Source organism: Pseudahrensia aquimaris, assembly GCF_042676045.1.
Lineage (GTDB): Bacteria > Pseudomonadota > Alphaproteobacteria > Rhizobiales > Rhizobiaceae > Pseudahrensia > Pseudahrensia aquimaris.
The window spans coordinates 59564-79128 of the sequence record NZ_JBHTJV010000013.1 but is presented as its reverse complement, the minus strand read 5'-3'; the positions used below and the strand labels follow the sequence as shown (position 1 = coordinate 79128).

17 protein-coding genes are annotated in these 19565 nt (G+C 57.1%); 2 read left to right on the top strand and 15 right to left on the bottom strand.

The features are described 5' to 3' along the window. Positions 1–43: 43 nt before the first annotated feature. On the top strand, positions 44–790 hold the full coding sequence (locus ACFQ14_RS13890) for a sulfite exporter TauE/SafE family protein (protein WP_377213356.1): 747 nt from the start codon (positions 44–46) through the stop codon (positions 788–790). Here ACFQ14_RS13890 and dnaE read toward each other — a convergent pair. The 4 genes from dnaE to proS form a co-directional block, all read right to left on the bottom strand. After that, positions 787–4305 carry a DNA polymerase III subunit alpha gene (dnaE, locus tag ACFQ14_RS13885; protein ID WP_377213439.1) on the bottom strand — a complete coding sequence of 1173 codons (3519 nt, stop codon included), beginning with the start codon at positions 4303–4305 and terminating at the stop codon, positions 787–789. The genes ACFQ14_RS13890 and dnaE overlap by 4 nt on opposite strands. A 309-nt stretch (positions 4306–4614) precedes the next feature. Next, entirely contained in the window at positions 4615–5295 is a 681-nt protein-coding gene (locus ACFQ14_RS13880) for an ABC transporter ATP-binding protein (RefSeq protein WP_377213355.1), read from the bottom strand. Further along, positions 5288–6613, bottom strand: a complete 1326-nt coding sequence (locus ACFQ14_RS13875) for an ABC transporter permease (protein ID WP_377213438.1) — start codon at positions 6611–6613, stop codon at positions 5288–5290. Before ACFQ14_RS13875 ends, ACFQ14_RS13880 begins: the two co-directional genes overlap by 8 nt. A 58-nt stretch (positions 6614–6671) precedes the next feature. After that, positions 6672–8027, bottom strand: a complete 1356-nt coding sequence (gene proS / locus ACFQ14_RS13870; RefSeq protein WP_377213354.1) for a proline--tRNA ligase — start codon at positions 8025–8027, stop codon at positions 6672–6674. A 119-nt stretch (positions 8028–8146) separates the two neighbouring features. Between proS and ACFQ14_RS13865 the strand changes: the two genes are divergently transcribed. Next, a complete protein-coding gene (locus ACFQ14_RS13865; RefSeq protein ID WP_377213353.1) occupies positions 8147–8716 on the top strand; it encodes a peroxiredoxin in 570 nt (189 codons plus the stop codon). Positions 8717–8720: 4 nt separating this feature from the next. Here ACFQ14_RS13865 and ACFQ14_RS13860 read toward each other — a convergent pair whose 3' ends face one another. The 11 genes from ACFQ14_RS13860 to nuoH form a co-directional block, all read right to left on the bottom strand. Then, on the bottom strand, positions 8721–8987 hold the full coding sequence (locus ACFQ14_RS13860) for a DUF1467 family protein (protein ID WP_377213352.1): 267 nt from the start codon (positions 8985–8987) through the stop codon (positions 8721–8723). Beyond that, complete coding sequence (gene mce / locus ACFQ14_RS13855; RefSeq protein ID WP_377213351.1) at positions 8987–9391, bottom strand: methylmalonyl-CoA epimerase; 405 nt, start codon at positions 9389–9391, stop codon at positions 8987–8989. The genes ACFQ14_RS13860 and mce overlap by 1 nt, the downstream gene beginning before the upstream one ends. A gap of 3 nt (positions 9392–9394) precedes the next feature. Continuing rightward, a complete protein-coding gene (locus ACFQ14_RS13850) occupies positions 9395–11074 on the bottom strand; it encodes a ribonuclease J (protein WP_377213350.1) in 1680 nt (559 codons plus the stop codon). A 14-nt stretch (positions 11075–11088) separates the two neighbouring features. Continuing rightward, complete coding sequence (locus ACFQ14_RS13845) at positions 11089–11868, bottom strand: biotin--[acetyl-CoA-carboxylase] ligase (RefSeq protein WP_377213349.1); 780 nt, start codon at positions 11866–11868, stop codon at positions 11089–11091. A gap of 30 nt (positions 11869–11898) precedes the next feature. Continuing rightward, positions 11899–13335 carry an NADH-quinone oxidoreductase subunit NuoN gene (gene nuoN / locus ACFQ14_RS13840; RefSeq protein WP_377213348.1) on the bottom strand — a complete coding sequence of 479 codons (1437 nt, stop codon included), beginning with the start codon at positions 13333–13335 and terminating at the stop codon, positions 11899–11901. Between the two features lie 20 nt (positions 13336–13355). Next, positions 13356–14843: an NADH-quinone oxidoreductase subunit M gene (locus ACFQ14_RS13835; RefSeq protein ID WP_377213347.1), complete on the bottom strand. Its 1488-nt coding sequence runs from the start codon at positions 14841–14843 to the stop codon at positions 13356–13358. A gap of 16 nt (positions 14844–14859) precedes the next feature. Further along, on the bottom strand, positions 14860–16845 hold the full coding sequence (nuoL, locus tag ACFQ14_RS13830) for an NADH-quinone oxidoreductase subunit L (RefSeq protein ID WP_377213346.1): 1986 nt from the start codon (positions 16843–16845) through the stop codon (positions 14860–14862). 22 nt (positions 16846–16867) lie between these two features. Next, positions 16868–17179, bottom strand: a complete 312-nt coding sequence (nuoK, locus tag ACFQ14_RS13825; RefSeq protein ID WP_377213345.1) for an NADH-quinone oxidoreductase subunit NuoK — start codon at positions 17177–17179, stop codon at positions 16868–16870. A 2-nt stretch (positions 17180–17181) separates the two neighbouring features. Continuing rightward, positions 17182–17799 carry an NADH-quinone oxidoreductase subunit J gene (locus ACFQ14_RS13820; RefSeq protein ID WP_377213344.1) on the bottom strand — a complete coding sequence of 206 codons (618 nt, stop codon included), beginning with the start codon at positions 17797–17799 and terminating at the stop codon, positions 17182–17184. A 221-nt stretch (positions 17800–18020) separates the two neighbouring features. After that, positions 18021–18512: an NADH-quinone oxidoreductase subunit NuoI gene (gene nuoI, locus ACFQ14_RS13815; protein WP_377213343.1), complete on the bottom strand. Its 492-nt coding sequence runs from the start codon at positions 18510–18512 to the stop codon at positions 18021–18023. A 1-nt stretch (position 18513) separates the two neighbouring features. Then, positions 18514–19560, bottom strand: a complete 1047-nt coding sequence (nuoH, locus tag ACFQ14_RS13810; protein ID WP_377213342.1) for an NADH-quinone oxidoreductase subunit NuoH — start codon at positions 19558–19560, stop codon at positions 18514–18516. Between the last annotated feature and the right edge of the window lie 5 nt (positions 19561–19565).

The window sequence follows — 19565 nt, the reverse complement described above, 5'->3', positions numbered from 1 at the left end:
TGTGAACACCAGCCTGAAAGTCTATCGCTGGCGCATGAATTCAATGACCGACCCGAGCAGCATTCTCATCATCAGCATGGCCTTTGTTTTCGGCGGCTTCGTCAAAGGGGCAGCCGGGTTGGGCATGCCTGTGATAACCGTTGCGATCCTGGCTTTCGTGTTCAACTTGCCATCTGCGATGGCGCTGATGCTCATTCCCGGCCTTGCCACAAACGCCATTCAGGCGGTTGCTGGGCCGGATTGGCGCGGGATGCTTAAACGCATCGCACCGTTTCTCATCCCGTCGCTTTTCACGATCTGGTTTGGCACCGGGCTATTGGTTACCATCGATAACTCAATCCTCATCATTATGCTTGGCGTGATATTGCTGATCTATGCCGTGATCGGCCTTGCGGGTTTCACAATGCAGATACCGCCTGTGCGGGAACTTTGGATCGGGCCGGTCTTCGGCGCCGTCAACGGCGTATTCACCGGGCTGACGGGCGTTACTTCCACGCCCAGCGTGATCTATCTCAACGGCCTTGGCCTTGCCCGCGAACACATGGTGCAAGCTATGGGTCTTTTGTTCCTCATTTCCTACATCGTGCTGACCGCTTGTCTGTTCATCCGCGGGCTGGTCACACCGACCGTGGGCGCGATGTCGGCCTTCGCCATGCTGCCGGCGCTTGTGGGCCTCGGCATCGGCACGTTCATGCGCAAACGCATGTCGGAAAAGCGCTTCAAGAAAGTATTTTACGTCGTGCTGATTGGCCTCGGCCTTTATCTCATCACGAGAGGCTTCACCGGCTAGACGAGCTCTACATCCACCACGCCGGGCACAGCCTTGATCGCGCCTGCAATCTGCGGCGAGACGAGACGACGCCCCGGCACACCGACCTCAACTTCGCGTCCGCCACCTTCTTGCAGGACCACCAGTGACACGCTGCCCTCGCCTGACTTGGAAACAAGCGATGGAATCGTCGAAAGCGGCGCTTCATCGCGCACAAAGATGCGAAGGTGCTTTTGCACCCGGCTCGCCTCTTCTTCCAGCGATTTGACCGAATTGATGCGAAGCGACATGCCTTCAGGACGGTCCTCGCCTTCCACCAGCAGCACAACAGATTGGCCGGGCTCCAGCATGTCGCCAAACTGCTCCAGCGTTTCTGAAAACAGCACGGCCTCGAACTGACCAGTCGGATCGGAAAACTGCACAATGCCCATACGGTTGCCCTTGCGGGTCTTGCGGATTTGCTTGTTGGCAACCGTGCCAGCGAGCCGCCCGGCTGTTGCGCCCGCTTTCACGGCGCGGCTGAAATCGGCAAAATTCTGCACGCGCCTGTCCGCAAGAACATCGACATATTCATCCAAGGGATGCGCAGAGAGATAAAAGCCGACCGATTGAAACTCGCGGAACAGTTTTTCAGCTGGCAGCCAAGCGTTTGCCAGCGGCAATTGCACCTGCGTCTCGCCTGTGTCACCGCCAAACATATCCGTCATGCCAATGGCCGTGTTGTCGGCAACACGGTTGGCATGACCAATGAGACGGTCCAACCCCGCAATCATCTGTTCGCGGGTATGGCTGAAACCGTCAAATGCGCCAGCACAGATGAGGTTTTCCAGCATCTTGCGGTTCACCTGTCGTGGGTCGATGCGGGAGAAGAAATTGGTGAGGCTTTCAAACGGCCCCCCTTCGTTGCGCACGTCCACGATGTGCTGAACTGCCTGTGCACCAACGCCCTTGATGGCAGCGAGCGCATAAAACAGCTTGCCGTCGCGCACCGCAAACCGCACGTCAGAAGTGTTCACCGACGGAGCCACCACATCAATTTCAGCGCGCCGCGCCTCGCGGTAGAAGTCCGACAACTTATCAGTATTGCCCATATCAAGCGTCATCAGCGCGGCCAGAAATTCAACCGGATAATTCGCTTTCAGATAGGCGGTTTGGTAGGAAACCAGCGCATAGGCTGCCGCGTGAGACTTGTTGAAGCCGTAATCAGCAAATTTCGCCAACACGTCGAAAATCATGTTCGCCTGTGGCTTTTTCAGGCTGCTCGTCTCGGCAGCGCCGGAAACAAAGCCCTCGCGCTGCTTTTCCATCTCTTCGCGGATCTTCTTGCCCATCGCACGGCGCAGCATGTCGGCTTGGCCAAGCGAATAGCCCGACAGGATTTGCGCAATCTGCATCACCTGTTCCTGATAGATGATGACGCCGTGGGTCTCTTTCAGCACCGGCTCAATTAGCTCGTGATAATAATCCGGATCTTCCTCGCCGTGCTTGCGGGCGTTGTAGACGGGAATATTCTCCATCGGGCCCGGGCGATAAAGCGCAACCAGTGCGATAATGTCCTCAAAGCGGTCCGGCTTCATGCCGATCAGCGCCTTGCGCATTCCCATCGATTCCAGCTGGAAGACGCCGACAGTTTCGCCCCGCTGGAGCATTTCAAACGTGCGTTCGTCATCCAGCGGCAAGTGATCGATGTCCACCTCGATGCCTCGCAGCCGCAGATAGTCTTGCGCGGCACGGATCACGGTCAGCGTCTTCAGGCCAAGAAAGTCGAACTTCACCAGCCCCGCCTGCTCCACCCATTTCATGTTGAACTGCGTCACTGGCATGTCCGAGCGCGGGTCGCGGTAAAGCGGCACAAGCTGGTCAAGCGGCCGGTCGCCGATCACGATGCCGGCAGCGTGGGTCGATGCGTGGCGATAGAGCCCCTCCAACTTCAAAGCGATGGTGATGAGCTTGTCGACAATCTCTTCCTCGGCGCGCGCCGCAGCAAGGGTCGCCTCGCTCTCCAGCGCCTGCGCCAGCGTTGTTGGATTGGCGGGATTGTTCGGCACCATTTTGCACAGTCGGTCCACCTGACCATAGGGCATTTGCAACACCCGCCCCACATCGCGCAGCACGGCGCGGGCTTGCAGGGTTCCGAACGTGATGATTTGCGCCACCTGTTCGCGGCCATACTTCTCCTGCACGTAGCGGATGACCTCATCGCGGCGGTCCTGGCAGAAGTCGATGTCAAAGTCAGGCATCGAGACGCGTTCGGGGTTCAAAAACCGTTCGAACAGCAGCGAAAAGCGCATCGGGTCAAGATCGGTAATCGTCAGCGCCCATGCGACTAGCGAGCCCGCGCCGGAACCACGCCCCGGCCCCACCGGAATATCCTGCGCCTTCGCCCACTTGATAAAGTCGGCAACGATAAGGAAATAGCCGGGATATTTCATGCCCTCGATCACATCGAGTTCAAAGGCCAGCCGCGCGTCGTATTCCTCTCGCGTGTGGTCTTCTGCGAGCGGGTTTTGCTCCAGTCGCTTCTCCAGCCCCTCAATCGCCTGACGGCGCAACTCGTCCGATTCCTGCTTGATCGGGTCTTCGGCATTGGGATCGGCAGCGAAGAAAGGCAGGATCGGGTCGATTTCCGGCACTTTGAACGCGCAGCGTTTGGCTATTTCGACGGTGTTTTCGATCGCCTCCGGCAAATCGGTAAACAACACTTCCATCTCTCGCGCCGACTTCATGTAGTGATCGGGCGTCAGCTTGCGGCGGTCGTCCTCAGCCACCACACAGCCCTGTGCAATGCAGATGAGCGCATCGTGGGCCTCATAGTCTTCACGCGAGGGGAAATAGGCCTCGTTGGTAGCGACCAGCGGCAAATCATGGGCATAGGCCAATTCGACCAGCGCGTCTTCAATGCGCCGCTCAAAACCCTCGTGGCGCTGTAATTCGACGTAGAGCCGGTCGGCATACAGCTTTTGCAAAAGCGCAAGGCGGCCCTGCACCAGATCGGGCTGATTGTCGTGAAGCGCCATGTTGAGCGGCCCGCTGGGGCCGCCGGTCAAAACGATCAGCCCTTCGGCATGGGCCTCCAACTGGGCGCGTGTAACGTGCGGGCGTGCGGTGCTTTCGGTATCGAGAAACGCGAAGGACACCAGTTTGGCCAGATTGCGGTAGCCAGCCTCCGTGCTGCACAGCAACACCAATTGCGGCTTCTCGCGCATCGCCTCTTGGCTGCTGCCGCGACGAACCAAGGCCTCAACGCCGTCAGCCGCTTCAGCGTCCTCCAGCGCCACTTCCAAGGTGCAACCGATGATCGGCTGCAACCCTGCCCCAACCGCTTTCTTGGAAAATTCCAGAGCGCCGAACAGATTGCTTCGGTCCGTCAGCGCCAACGCCGGTTGTCCGTCGGCAGAGGCGATATCGATGACCTTGCCAACCGGCAGAGCACCTTCCAACAGCGAATAGGCGGAACGCACATGCAGATGAACGAATGGCTGGCTCGCCTGTTCAACCGGCCCTGCCGCAAGTTCTGCGGCGAGCGTTGCGTTCATGTCGTTCGATTTGCTGCTCATGGCTGGTGGCGCGCGCGGTCAAAGGAGAATCTCTCTCCGATCTTGCGGCGTCAGCCCGACGACAACAAGCCCCTTCAGCCCACCAGGTGAAGTCCGACGATCACCGTGAACAGAAAAAGGCTCATCGACAGGGCAGAAACGATGTTGTGAACGAATGCAGGCATGAAACTCTCCTTTGCGACCGTTACACAAAACCAAGTGGTCGCGTAGATGTTCCTATTATGTTCTCATTCGCCTGTCAACAAATGTTTTTGCTTTGTTCTCATTCATCAATGGTCCAAAGCAACATCACATCTGTTTAATTTTGCCACCCTCAATCGTCACGATCCTGTCCATCTGCGCTGCAAGGTCATGGTTGTGCGTGGCAATCAGCGCCGCCAGTCCAGTGCTGCGAACGAGGTCGGTCAATGCGTCGAATACCAATTCAGACGTCGATGGATCGAGGTTGCCCGTGGGCTCATCGGCCAGCAAAAGCCGCGGCTTGTTGGCAACCGCACGCGCAATTGCGACCCGCTGCTGTTCGCCGCCAGAAAGCTCGGAAGGCCGGTGGGTCGCGCGTGGGCCGATGCCTAAATGATCCAGCAGATAATCGGCCCGTTCATTGGCTTGCGCAGTGCTGCCACCAGCTACAAGTTGCGGCAGTGCAATGTTTTCCCGCGCGGTCAGTTCCGGCAAGAGGTGGTGAAACTGATACACAAAACCGATCTGCAAGCGCCGCATCCGCGTGCGCTTGTCGTCGTTGAGGCTGTTGCATTCAACACCACCAACACGAAGCGTTCCTTGATCGGGCTTTTCCAGCAATCCAGCCAAGTGCAACAACGTCGACTTGCCTGCCCCCGATGGTGCAACAAGCGCCACCAGTTCACCGGGCATGATGGAAAGCTGCGCGCCCTCCAGCACGGTCAACGCAGAGCGCCCCTTGCCATAGGTGCGGCCGATGCCCTCCATCGCCAGCGCGGCCTCACTCATAACGAAGCGCCTCGACAGGATCGAGCCGCGCGGCGCGCCATGCGGGAAAAAGGGTTGCCAAGAACGAAAGCCCCATCGCCATGGCGATAACCAAGGCGGTCTCCCCCACATCCAGTTTAGCCGGAATTTCGCTCAGGAAGCGAATGGTCGGATCCCAAAGGTTCACGCCGGTCATCGAATCAAGAAACCGTTGGATGCCCCCAATATTGGTGCAGATCAGCAATCCAAGCGCTGCCCCGGCTAGGGTGCCAAACACGCCGATGCTGGACCCGGTGATGAAGAATATCCGCAAAATCGCACCCCGCGTCGCGCCCATCGTGCGCAGAATGGCGATATCGCGGCCCTTGTCTTTCACCAGCATAAAGAGGCCTGAAATGATGTTCAGCGCCGCCACCAAGATAATCAGCGTCAAAATGAGGAACATGACGTTGCGCTCAACCTCCAGCGCCTGAAAGAACGTCTGATTGCGCTGCTGCCAATCCTGCAAGCCGATTGGCCGCGCCGCCGCTTCTTCAACGAGCGGGCGCAATTCATCGACCCTGTCGGCATCGTCCACAAAGGCCTCAATCACCGTCGCCGCGCCTTCGCTGTTGAAGAACAGCTGCGCTTCCTCCATCGGCATAAAAACGAACGTGTTGTCGTATTCGCTCATCCCCATCTGGAAAATTGCTTTAACCGGATAGGCCTTCGTTCGCGGCGCGGTGCCGAAGGCGGAGACCTCTCCCTCAGGGGCAATCAAGGTAATGTTGTCTCCAAGGCCGAGGCCGAGACTTGTCGCCATGCGCGAGCCGATTGCGACGCCGACCAACGGCCCGGCGGGCGGAGCGAGCGTTGCGTCTTCGACGATATCAAACGTGCCATCATCGTTTTGAATGACAGTTTCCGCCGGTTCGATGGGTTCAATGGGTGCCACATCGAAATTGTCGAGGGAGCCTTCGATTATGTTGTCGCCCACGATGGTAAGCCTGCGGATATCGGCTTCACGCATACCGCGCACCAACGCGCCCTGACCGCCGGAACCGCCCGATGCCAGCACTTGGCCTTCGATCAGTGGCAGCGCCATAATGACGCCATCGACCGTCTCAATGCGCTTTGCCACTGCATCGTAGTCGGTCAGCGAGTATTGCGCGGGCTGGACGATGAAATGGCCGTTAATGCCCAAAATACGGTCCAGCAATTCCGTACGGAAACCGTTCATCACCGCCATCACGATGATGAGCGTCGCAACGCCCAACATGATGCCGACGAACGAGATGATGGAGATGACCGAGATGAAAGTCTCTTTACGCTTCGAACCAAGGTAGCGGCGCGCAAGCATCCACTCGAACCCGGCGAAGGCGCGGGTCGATCCGGTCAGTTCCGGGCTTTGCGATGCATCAGCCACCGAAACGCGCTTTCATTTCGCCGTGCCAAGCGGTCAGCTTGTTCATCGCCGCTTCCAACGACAGCTCTTCCCGCTCGCCGGTGGCACGCTCTTTCAGCTCAACCTTGCCTTCTTTGAGACCGCGCGGACCGACGATCAACTGCCACGGCAGGCCGATAAGATCGGCCAGCGCGAACTTACCGCCTGCGCGATTGTCAGTGTCATCGTAAAGCGCATCCAGCCCGGCATTCGTGAGTTGCGTGTACAGATCAGCGCAAGCCGCGTCAGTCGCCTCATCGCCGGAGCGCAAATTGATTAGCCCGACATCAAACGGGGCCACGGAAGCAGGCCAGATAATGCCCGCTTCGTCGTGGCCAGCCTCAATTAGAGCGGCCACAACACGGCTCGGCCCAATACCATACGACCCCATATGAACGTTGTGGTCCTGCCCGTCCGGCCCCGCCACTTTGGCGCCCATCGGCGTTGAGTACTTTTGGCCGAAATGGAAAATGTGCCCCACTTCAATACCACGGGCGTTCATTTTGTCGACCTCAGGCACTTCGTTCCACAAATCCTCATCGTGCAGCTCGTCCGTGCGGGCATATGCGCCGGTCCAGTCGTCCACGATGGCTTTGATCGCATCATTATCGCCGTAATCCAGCCCGGCGCCAGGAACGGCCATTTCCATGTAAGCGCGGTGGCAGAAGACTTCGCTTTCGCCGGTATCGGCCAGTATGAGAAATTCGTGGGAAAGATCGCCACCAATTGGGCCAGTATCGGCGCGCATGGGAATGGCCTTCACGCCCAAACGGTCAAACGTGCGTAGATAGGATACGAACATTCTATAATAAGCAGCACGCGAACTCGCCTCGTCCAAATCGAACGAATAGGCGTCTTTCATCAGAAATTCGCGCCCCCGCATCACCCCAAAGCGCGGCCGCACCTCGTCGCGGAACTTCCACTGGATGTGATAGAGATTGAGCGGTAAATCCTTGTAGCTCTTCACGTATGAGCGGAAGATGTCGGTGATCATTTCCTCGTTCGTCGGCCCAAACAGCATGTCGCGACCGTGGCGGTCTTCAATGCGCAGCATTTCTTTGCCGTAGTCGTCATACCGCCCGCTCTCGCGCCACAGATCGGCGCTCTGGATCGTCGGCATGAGCACCTCGACGGCGCCGGCACGGTTTTGTTCCTCGCGCACGATCTGCTCAACCTTGCGCAAGACTTTCAAGCCGAGCGGCAGCCACGAATAAATGCCAGCAGATTGCTGACGGATCATGCCAGCACGGAGCATCAATTGATGCGAGGCAATTTCAGCCTCACGCGGCGCTTCTTTAAGAACTGGAAGGAAATATTTCGACAAATGCATAGACGGACCACAATGAAAACGGCAGATTCGCTGCCTGAAATGTGAATACACTCACAAACCGCAATTGCCTTGCCAATACAAGTGGGCAGCACTGCGGCGCAACCAAAGGCAGAGCGACCATGAACCAGCCCTTAAACACCGCAATGGACTGGAGCACTCTGCCCGCGCCGGAAGATGATGGCGCAGCAGCTCATTTGACCGGCGCTGCAATGCCAAATCTGTCGCTGCCAGCAACGGATGGTTCGACCGTTGATTTGTCGTCGCTTAAAGGCACGAGCGTGGTCTTCGTCTATCCGATGACCGGACGCCCTGACCGCGATTTGCCAGAAAATTGGGATATGATCCCGGGCGCACGCGGCTGCACCCCGCAAGCCTGTTCGTTTCGGGATTTATCGCAAGATTTGAAAGCTGCAGGAGCGGACCGCCTGTTCGGACTTTCGGTGCAAGCCACAGACTACCAGCGCGAAGCGGCTGAACGCCTGCACCTGCCGTTTGCGCTCTTGTCAGATGCCAGTGCAGACCTGCGAAAGGCATTGCACCTGCCAGTGATGACGGTTGAGGGCACCGAATTGCTCAAACGTATGGCGTTGATAATCGAAGACGGCGTGATAGCGCAGACGTTCTATCCGGTGTTCCCGCCAGACCGAAACGCCCAAGACGTGCTTGATTGGCTGCAAAAGCGGGGCTGAACCGTTACGAAACGCCGAGGAAATCCGGCAGGTCGTTCAAGGTGAAGCCAAGCTGGTAGAAAAACAGCCAGTACAGGCCGAACACCATGCCAGCCACCACTGTGTTCCACAGCATGCGCTTCAACAATTGCGGATTGGCCGGTGCAGCGGGCTCCGTTCCTTCTGTCACTTCGCCCTCGCTCACCTGCGAGCGCATGCCGAAGGGCAGTGTGATGAACAGGGTTGTCCACCAGACCACAAAATAAATGGCAATGCCCGTACCGATACCCATCAGACCTGCTCCAATTCCACCAATGTGCCGTTGAAATCCTTCGGGTGCAGGAAAAGCACCGGCTTTCCATGCGCGCCGATTTTCGGCTCTCCATCGCCCAAGACCCGCGCACCCTGCTCACTCAAGCGGTCGCGGGCGGCGATAATGTCGTCCACCTCGTAACAAACGTGGTGCATGCCACCGGAAGGATTGCTGTCCAGATATTTCGCAATCGGAGACCCTTCACCCAAAGGTTCAAGAAGCTCCACCTTCGTATTGGGGAGATTGACGAAAACGACCGTCACACCATGTTCGGGCAACGTTTGCGGCTCGCTCACATCACCGCCAAGCGTATCGCGGTAGAGCGCGGTAGCCGCCGCCAGATCGGGCACGGCAATCGCTATATGGTTCAACCTTCCGATCATGCCTCAAACCTTCGTCACAATCACATTCACAAGCGGCTTCTTGCCCCAAACGTCACGAACCTCAGCACGGATGGCTTTTTCCATCGCCTGCTCGATGCGGCCCGTGTCTTTCCTGTGCTTGGCTGCAATGCTCTCATAAGCGCCCAGCGCCGCGTCGTAGAGGATGTCTTCAAACGTATCGCGCTCGTCTGCCATACGCGGCAGGCCTTCGCAGACGATCTCGGGGTCAGCCATCAACTCGCCGCGCTTGTCGACAACCACCGACAGCACCACATGCCCGACCCAGGAAAGAACACGGCGGCGCTTGATGCCAAGAGCATCTTCGTCGCCAATCATCTTCCCGTCTTTATACACGCGCCCGGAAGGCGCTTCGCCGATGATTTCGGCAGGTCCGGGCGCGAGGCGCAAAATATCGCCGTTGCGAACGGGTGCCACGTCCGGGATTCCGCATTCGCCCATCAAAGCCGCGTGCGCCATCAGGTGACGGGCTTCACCGTGAACGGGAACGCCAATCGTCGGACGCACCCATTCGTACATCTTCTTCAACTCATTCCGGCGCGGATGGCCGGAAACGTGAACCAGTGCGTGTTCGCCATCCAGCACGATATCTACGCCCTGCTCCACCAGCGCGTTTTGAATGTCAATCACCTCGCGCTCATTTCCGGGAATGGTGCGCGAGGAGAAAATCACCATGTCACCGGCGGCCACAGAGGCATTGCGATGGTCGTCACGCGATAACTTGCCGAGTGCCGCACGGGATTCACCTTGCGACCCCGTGAGAATGACCACCAATTCCTTGCGTGGAACCGACTGGAAGTCATTTTCTTCAAGGAACGGCGCGATGCCATCGAGATAACCCAGATCGCGCGACACATCGCACACCCGCAGCAGCGAGCGCCCAAGGATCATGACCTTGCGGCCAGCCGCTTCCGCAGCAACCGCGATGGAGCGAATACGACCAACGTTCGATGAGAAAGTGGTGACAAGCACCCTGCCCGGCGCATCGGTGATGATTTTCGCCAGACTTTCCGAAACTTCGACTTCGCTGGGGCTTTCGCCATCGCGCATCGCATTTGTGGAATCACAAATCAGCGCCAGCACGCCTTCGTCGCCCAAGCGGGAGAAGTGATCGCCATCGGTCTTGTTGCCCAATGTCGGCGCGTGATCGATTTTCCAGTCGCCCGTGTGAATGACGTTACCCAAAGGTGTGCGGATCATCAGCGAGCAAGGCTCCGGGATCGAGTGGGTCACGTGGACCGCTTCAATCTCAAATTCACCGACTTTGAACGTCTCGCCAGCGCGGAAAATATTGAGTTTTATCTGCGGCGCGTCCGGCTCTGACATCTGCTTGGATTCAAGCATGCCCGCCGTAAACGGCGTGCAGTAAACCGGCGCGCGCAGCATAGGCCACAGCGCAATCAATGCGCCGTAATGGTCTTCGTGAGCGTGGGTCAGAATGATCGCGTCGATCTTCTTCTTGCGCACTTCCGCAAACGTGATGTCCGGCAGCACAAGGTCTGCACCCGGAAGATCATCGCCGGGAAAGGTCACGCCCACATCCACAACAATCCACCGGCGGTCGCCCTTGGGGCCGAAGCCGTACATTGCGAAGTTCATTCCGATTTCGCCAACGCCGCCAAGCGGCACAAAGACGAGTTCGTCTGTTTTCTTATTTTTAGCCATGCGCCCTTATGCCTTTAAGTGTTGGATATGCCAAAGAATATATCTGCTGCCGCAATGCGGTGTTCTGTCCCGCCGCTATCGACAAGAACCAATTGCCCATCTTCGTCGAGTGCGTGGAAGGTGCCGGAAATCTCATGCGTTGGAAACCGAGCTGTTATGGGCTCGCCGATGCCCTTGCAGACCTGAAGCCACCGCTGACGAATGGAAGCGAGGCCGCTGCCGCGGTTCCATTCGTCCAGAGCCTGCGCCAATGCTTTTGCGTAAACCGGAAAAAGCTGTTCAGGCGCAATGTCGGCGCCCTCAGCCGCGAGCGACGTCGCCGGATACAAGCTGTCATCAGGGAAGTGACGGCAATTGATCCCACAGCCTATCACAACCGCCTGCCGACCGCCCGAAAGCTGCGCCGCCTCCAGCAAAATGCCAGACGTCTTCTTGCCGCCGATCAACAGATCGTTGGGCCATTTGATCGCCGCCTGCTGCCGCAAAAGCGGCGCGATGGTGGTGACGGCATCGTGCAATGCCACCGACACAACCAACGGAAGCGACGCCAAAGCCACGGGTTCTGCCGGTTCAATGAGAAGAAGCGATGAATACAGATTGCCGGGCTTGGACACCCAAGAGCGGCCGCGCCGCGCCTTGCCGGTGATCTGCTCGGTGGCGGTAATCCAAAGATTGCCCACGTCGCCCGCGCGCGCCCTCTCCATCGCCTCAACGTTGGTAGAGCCGACACTGGTCAGCGACAGATGCCGGTAGCCGTCAAGGCCGTCGATGGACTGGTAGGTTTCACCCTGCACGTGAGACGACCCCACAGCTGATGATTGGCTTTAGAAAAATGTTTTGGCCGCCGCATTGGCAATGTCGGACATAGGCCCGGCAACAAGCACATACAGCAAAGTAAACAGTCCCGTGACGCCGAGCACGATGCGAAGTTCGCCTGCCATCGGCTCAAAGCCCTGATCACTCTCGTCAAACCACATCACCTTGATGACCCGCAGATAGTAGAAACAGCCGACCACGCTCGCCAACACACCGATCACTGCAAGGAAATAGAGCTTCGCCTCAATGGCCGCGACGAACACGAAATACTTGCCCCAGAACCCTGCCAGCGGGGGAATGCCAGCCAGCGAAAACATAAGCACCGTCAGCATCAAGGCCATCATGGGGTTGGTCTTGGAAATACCCGCAAGGTCGGTGATCTCCTCCACCATGCCATCGCTGCGCCGCATGGCTAGGATGCAGGCAAACGTGCCCAGCGTCATGGCCATGTAGATGATCATGTAGAGAACCACGCCCGATACACCGGCTTCGGACCCCGCCGCCAAACCAACGAGCGCAAAGCCCATATGACCGATGGAAGAATAGGCCATCATGCGCTTGATGTTGTTCTGCCCAATCGCAGCAAAAGCGCCAAGCACCATCGAGGCGATGGCAACGAAAGTGATGATCTGCTGCCAGTCGTTCGTCGCCGGCTCAAATGCGCTCTGCACCACGCGGATAAGCATGGCCATAGCGGCCACTTTTGGCGCGGCTGCAAAGAATGCTGTAACAGGCGTTGGCGCGCCTTCATAAACGTCCGGCGTCCACATGTGGAACGGAACGGCTGAAATCTTGAACGAGATGCCTGCCAGCACGAACACGATGCCGAAAATCAGGCCAAGCGAACGCTCCTCGCCCATGGCTGCTGCAATGCCTTCAAAGGACGTGTGGCCAGTAAAGCCGTAAATCAGCGACATGCCGTAGAGCAACATGCCCGATGAGAGGGCACCAAGGACGAAATATTTAAGGCCAGCTTCGGTGGAACGCAGGCTTTCGCGGTTGATCGCGGCAATGACGTAGAGCGCCAGCGCCTGCATTTCCAGCGCCAGATAAAGGGAGATCATATCGTTGGCAGACACCATCAGCATCATGCCCACGGTGGCCAGAACAATCAGGATTGGATATTCAAAACGGTCGAAATTCTCCTGCCGCGCAAAGCCAACAGACATGGCAATCGCCACAGCAGAACCAATCAGCACCAACAGCTTCATCAGCTTGGCGAACGGGTCCATGATGAATGCGCCCTGGAACGCTTGGCCCTCAACGGGGAACCAGATCATCCAGAAACCGGCGACAATCAACAGCGCCACGGAAAGGCCGGTCACCTGCCGAGACGAACTCTCGCCAACGAACGCGCCGATCATCAACAGCACCATTGCACCGACGGCGAGGATCAACTCCGGCGCAACAGCAGCTAGGTTTGTGAGGGCCATGAAGTCTTGCATGTCGTTTCCTGACCTTTCGCCTATCGGGCCGCAAGCGCGGCTTGATAATTGGCGATGAGCGCATCAACTGAAGCCTGCGTCGCATCGAATACCGGCATCGGATGGACACCGTAGAAGATCACCAGCACGACGAGCGGATAGAGTATCCATTTTTCACGGGTCGAAAGATCGAGAATCGATTTCAAGGACTCTTTATCGAGCGAACCCAGCACCACGCGGCGATACAACCAAAGCGCATACGCCGCAGATAAAATGACACCCGTGGTCGCTCCAAGGGCTACCCATGTATTGACGCGGAATACGCCAAGCAGCGTGAGGAACTCACCAACGAAACCGGACGTGCCGGGCAGCCCCACATTGGCCATCGTGAAGATAAGGAACGCGACCGCATACTTCGGCATGCGGTTGACGAGGCCACCATAGGCAGCAATTTCGCGCGTGTGCATCCGGTCATAGACAACGCCCACGCACAGGAACAGTGCGCCGGAAATCAGACCGTGGGACAACATCTGGAAGATCGCACCCTGAATGCCCTGTTCGTTGGCGGCAAAAATACCCATGGTCACAAAGCCCATATGGGCGACGGAGGAATAAGCGATCAGCTTTTTGATATCTTCCTGCACGAGCGCAACCAGCGATGTGTAGATGATGGCAATGACCGACAGCGTGAACACGATCCAGGCCAGGTCAGCGCTAGCGAGCGGGAACATTGGCAGAGAGAAGCGCAGGAAGCCGTAGCCGCCCATTTTGAGCAAAATGCCTGCCAGAATGACGGAACCCGCAGTCGGCGCTTCAACGTGGGCATCCGGCAGCCACGTGTGGACGGGCCACATCGGCATTTTCACCGCAAACGATGCGAAGAAAGCAAGCCACAGCCAGAACTGCATGTTCTCAGGGAAATCATAGGCCAGAAGTGCCGGAATATCCGTTGTTCCTGCCTGCCAGTACATCGCCATGATGGCCAGCAGCATCAGCACCGAGCCGAGCAGTGTGTAGAGGAAGAATTTCAAGCTCGCATAAACGCGCCGCTTGCCGCCCCAAATGCCGATGATGAGGAACATCGGAATGAGGCCCGCTTCGAAGAAAACGTAAAACAGGACGATATCCAGCGCGCAGAAAACGCCGATCATCAGTGTTTCCAGCACCAGAAACGCGATCATGTATTCGCGCACGCGGGTTTGAACGCTTTCCCACGAAGCCAAGATGCAAAACGGCATCAGGAATGTCGTGAGAATGACGAACAGCATCGAAATGCCGTCGACACCCATGTGGTAGGAAATCGAAGCGCCGATCCAGTCGGCCTTCTCCACCATCTGGAATCCGGCTTGGGCGTTGTCGAAATCGTACCAGATCTTCAGCGAGACGAGGAACGTCACGACCGTTGTGAACAGCGCCACATAGCGCACGTTGCGGCGCGCAATTTCCGTGTCTTCCCAGATCAGGAAAATCATCGCCGCGCCAACAAGCGGCAAAAACGTGACTATTGAGAGAATTGGCAGATCGGCCATGTCTTGAGCGCCCCTCTTACTGGCCTGATGCAAACATCATGTAGGTGACGAGCGCAGCCGCACCGATCAACATGGCGAACGCGTAGTGATACAGATACCCGCTCTGCAAACGCGTCACACCTCGGGTGATATCCTGAACCCGTGCGGCAACCCCATCGGGGCCAAGCCCATCAATGATGCGCCCATCGCCCTGCTTCCAGAACAGCCGTCCAAGGGCGGACGCAGGACGCACAAAGATGAGATCGTATAGCTCGTCGAAATACCACTTGTTCAGCAGGAATTTATACAATCCCTCGTGCTGGCGGGCCAGTTCAGCTGGCAGACCCGGCGAGCGGATATAGAACCAATAGGCCAGAAGGAAACCGGGGATCATCACGATGGTAGCCGCCCACTTCACCAGTTTTGGCACATTATGGAACAGCTCGAGTATCTTGTTCTCAGCCGACAGGAACAGCGCCCCATTCCAGAATTCCAGATAATGCGGATCAAGCGCGCCCTCTTCGTGGTGAGCGCCGATAAAGCCGGAATAGAAAGCGATGCCGGCGAACAGCGCGCCGAAAGCGAGCAGATAAAGCGGCACCAACATCACGTTGGAGCTTTCATGCACATGGCTCATCACGTCAGCGGAAGCGCGCGGCTTGCCGTGGAAGGTCATAAAGATCAAACGCCAGGAATAGAAGCTGGTGAAGAACGCGGCGGTGGTCAGCATCCAAAACGCGTAACCAGCATACATGTTGGAGCCGACGAAAACGCTCTCCAAGATCGCATCTTTGGAGAAGAAACCAGCCGTGCCGATCAACGTGCCGGGAATACCTACACCCGTAATAGCCACCGTGCCGATGATCATCATCCAGTAGGTCTTTGGAATTTGCTTCCGCAGCCCGCCCATTTTGCGCATGTCTTGCTCATTGGACACAGCATGGATGACCGAACCGGCACAGAGGAACAGCAACGCCTTGAAGAACGCGTGGGTGAACAGGTGAAAAATACCAGCGCCATACGCGCCCACACCAAGCGCGGCGAACATATACCCCAGTTGTGAACAGGTTGAATATGCGATCACACGTTTGATGTCGTTTTGCACCAGCGCGACAGTCGCCGCGAAGAAAGCTGTGGTTGCGCCGATGAAGGTCACAAACGTCAATGCCGTGGTCGACAGTTCAAAGATCGGAGACATGCGCGCCACGAGGAACACGCCAGCCGTCACCATGGTTGCCGCGTGAATGAGCGCGGAGACGGGCGTTGGGCCTTCCATCGCGTCCGGCAGCCAGGTGTGCAGCAGGAACTGCGCCGACTTACCCATCGCACCCATGAACAACAGCAGGCAGACGACAGTGATCGCCGTATCACCTGTTAGCTGATAGCCGAGGAATTCAAACGCCGTCCGACTTCCGTCGAAGCTCGCGGCATTGCCAAAGATGGTGGTGAAGTTGACGCTGTCAAACAGCACAAACACGCCGAAAATGCCCAGCGCATAGCCGAAGTCACCCACTCGGTTGACCACGAATGCCTTTATCGCAGCCGCATTGGCCGAAGGTTTTTTATACCAAAAACCAATCAACAGATAGGACGCGAGGCCCACACCCTCCCAGCCGAAGAACATCTGGATGAGGTTGTCGGACGTTACCAGCATCAACATCGCAAAGGTGAAGAGCGACAGATACGCAAAGAAACGTGGACGGTGCGGATCGTGGCTCATATAGCCCATCGAGTAGATGTGAACGAGCGCGGATACCGAGTTCACAACCACCAGCATAACCTGCGTCAGGCGATCCAGCCGGAACGCCCAATCAACCGAAAACGTGCCGGACTGCATCCACTGCGCCACCTGAACGGTTGTCGCTTCGCCGCTGTAGGAGAAGAACACATACCAGCTTAGCGCCGCAGCAATGACCAGAAAGCCGGAGGTGATGATTTCGCAAGCCTTTGCGCCAATCTGGCGGCCAAAAAGGCCAGCGATCAGGAAACCGGCAAGCGGCAAAAATACGATGAGATGAAGCATGTGTCAGACGGCGTTTTTCGCCTTACCCTTTCATCATGTTCACGTCTTCCACGGCGATGGAGCCGCGGTTTCGGAAAAAGACCACAAGAATTGCAAGCCCGATAGCCGCTTCAGCAGCCGCGACAGTGAGCACCAACAGGGCGAAAATTTGCCCCATCAGGTCACCATTGGCCTGGGCAAAGGCCACGAAATTGAGGTTCACCGACAGCAAGATCAGTTCGACCGACATGAGAATGACGATCACGTTCTTGCGGTTGATGAAAATGCCGAAAACGCCAATCGTGAACAGGATAGCGCCGACGGTCAGATAATGCGGAAGAAGATCAAAGCCCATGATTAGCGTATCCCCTGCCCTGGTTTCACGTCTTCCAGGCGCACGGCAGCTTTCGCATCGCGGTTGACCTGTTCGGATACGTTCTGGCGTTTCACGTTGGGCTTGTGGTTCAGCGTCAGCACGATGGCGCCGATCATGGCGACCAGCAGTATGAGGCCGGCAAGCTGAAAGAAGAAGATGTAGCGCGTGTAAAGCAGGTTGCCGATGGCCTCGATGTTCGACACCTGGCCCATATCGGGAATCGGCTGCACGGCTGTGGCTGCCGCTTCCGGCGCGATGATAGTGGCACCCAGCACAGCGACCAGTTCAACCGCCAAGATCAAGCCGATGATTGCGCCAATCGGCAGATATTCCATGAAGCCTTCGCGAAGTTCCGCAAAATCAACGTCCAGCATCATTACGACGAACAGGAACAAGACCGCCACCGCGCCCACATAGACAACGATGAGAATAAGCGCGAGGAATTCAGCGCCCGCAATCATGAACAGCCCGGCAGCGTTGAAGAACGCCAGGATCAGGAACAGCACGGAATGCACAGGATTGCGCGCCACGACCACCATGATCGCAGAGGCAATTGTGATGCCGGCAAAGACATAGAAAAACAGGGCAACGACGCTCATCGCGGCATGCTCATCCTTGGTTTGGGAAACCAGCCCTGCGCACAAGCAAAAGATTGGCCCCTTTGATCGTCTGCCTTTCGGCATCCCTTCTAGACCGTCGCTCTGCCCGTCTGGCAAATCGGTCCGGTCTGCGACAATTGCGCCGTCTTAGCGCCTCCCCCGCGTTCGGTCCACCCGGCTTTGGGAGTATTGAAAAACTTTCTCGCCTTTGTTGCGATTAATCAGCGATAGGGCGCGTCAATGGCCTGATTTCTGGCCAGTTCACGCTCCCAACGGTTGCCGTTTTCGAGCAATTTTTCTTTATCATAGTAAAGCTCTTCGCGAGTCTCTGTTGCGAATTCAAAATTCGGGCCTTCAACAATGGCATCAACTGGGCAAGCCTCCTGACAGAAGCCACAATAGATGCACTTCACCATGTCGATATCGTAGCGCACCGTGCGGCGGGTGCCGTCATTGCGGCGTGGACCGGCCTCAATGGTGATCGCTTGTGCGGGACAAACCGCTTCGCACAATTTGCAGGCGATACAGCGCTCTTCGCCGTTGGGATAGCGGCGAAGGGCGTGTTCGCCGCGAAAGCGGGCTGAAACTTGCCCCTTCTCGAACGGATAGTTGATCGTAGCCTTCGGCGCGACCAGATATTTCAGCCCCAAGCCAAAGGCTTTGAGGAATTCCATCAGAAAGAGTGATTTACCGACTTGAGCGAAGGACGCCATACTATGCCCATCCCATGAATTGCAGCACGAAGGCTGTGATGAAGACCATTGCGATGGAGATCGGCAGGAAGACTTTCCAGCCCAGACGCATCAACTGGTCGTAACGGTAGCGAGGCACGATGGAACGCACCATCGCCATGCAGAAGAAGACAAACAGACCCTTCAACACGAACCAGACGAAACCCGGTATCCAGTTGAACGGCGCGATATCGATAATTGGCAACCAGCCGCCCATGAAAAGGATGACGGTCATCGCGCACATCAGGCAGATGGCGACGAATTCACCGAGATAAAACAGCAGGAACGGCGTGGAGGAATATTCCACCATATGACCGGCCACGAGTTCCGATTCAGCTTCCTGCAAATCGAACGGCGGGCGGTTGGTCTCCGCAATCGCCGAGACGAAGAAGATGATGAACATCGGGAACAGGCCCAGCCAGTGCCAGTCAAGAATTGAATTCGGCAGGCCAAGGCCCGTGCCAAATCCATCCTGCTGCGACAGCACAATTTCCGACAGGTTCAGCGAGCCAACGCACAGCAGCACAGTGATCAACACGAAGCCGATAGACACCTCATAGGACACCATTTGCGCCGACACGCGCAGCGCCGCCATGAACGGATATTTCGAATTCGACGCCCAACCGGCCATAATAATGCCGAAGACTTCCAGCGAGGAAATCGCAAAGACGAACAGCAAGCCCAGATTCGGATCAGCCACGACCCAGCCATCGGCCACGGGCACCACGGCCCAGGCGGAAAGCGCCAGAACGCCCGTCACCAGAGGCGCAAGCAGGAAAATACCCTTGTTCGCGCCCGACGGGATAATCGGCTCTTTGATGACGAATTTTATGAGGTCAGCGAATGTCTGTAACAGCCCCCAGGGACCAACCACGTTCGGCCCACGGCGCATCTGCACGGCAGCGAATATCTTGCGGTCGGCATAAAGCACGTAAGCCACGACCACCAACAGAATCACCAGCAGCAATGTGCTTTGAAACAGCGGGACCAGAACCGGCCAGACATATGTGTTGAAAAAAGTGTCTTCCATAACCC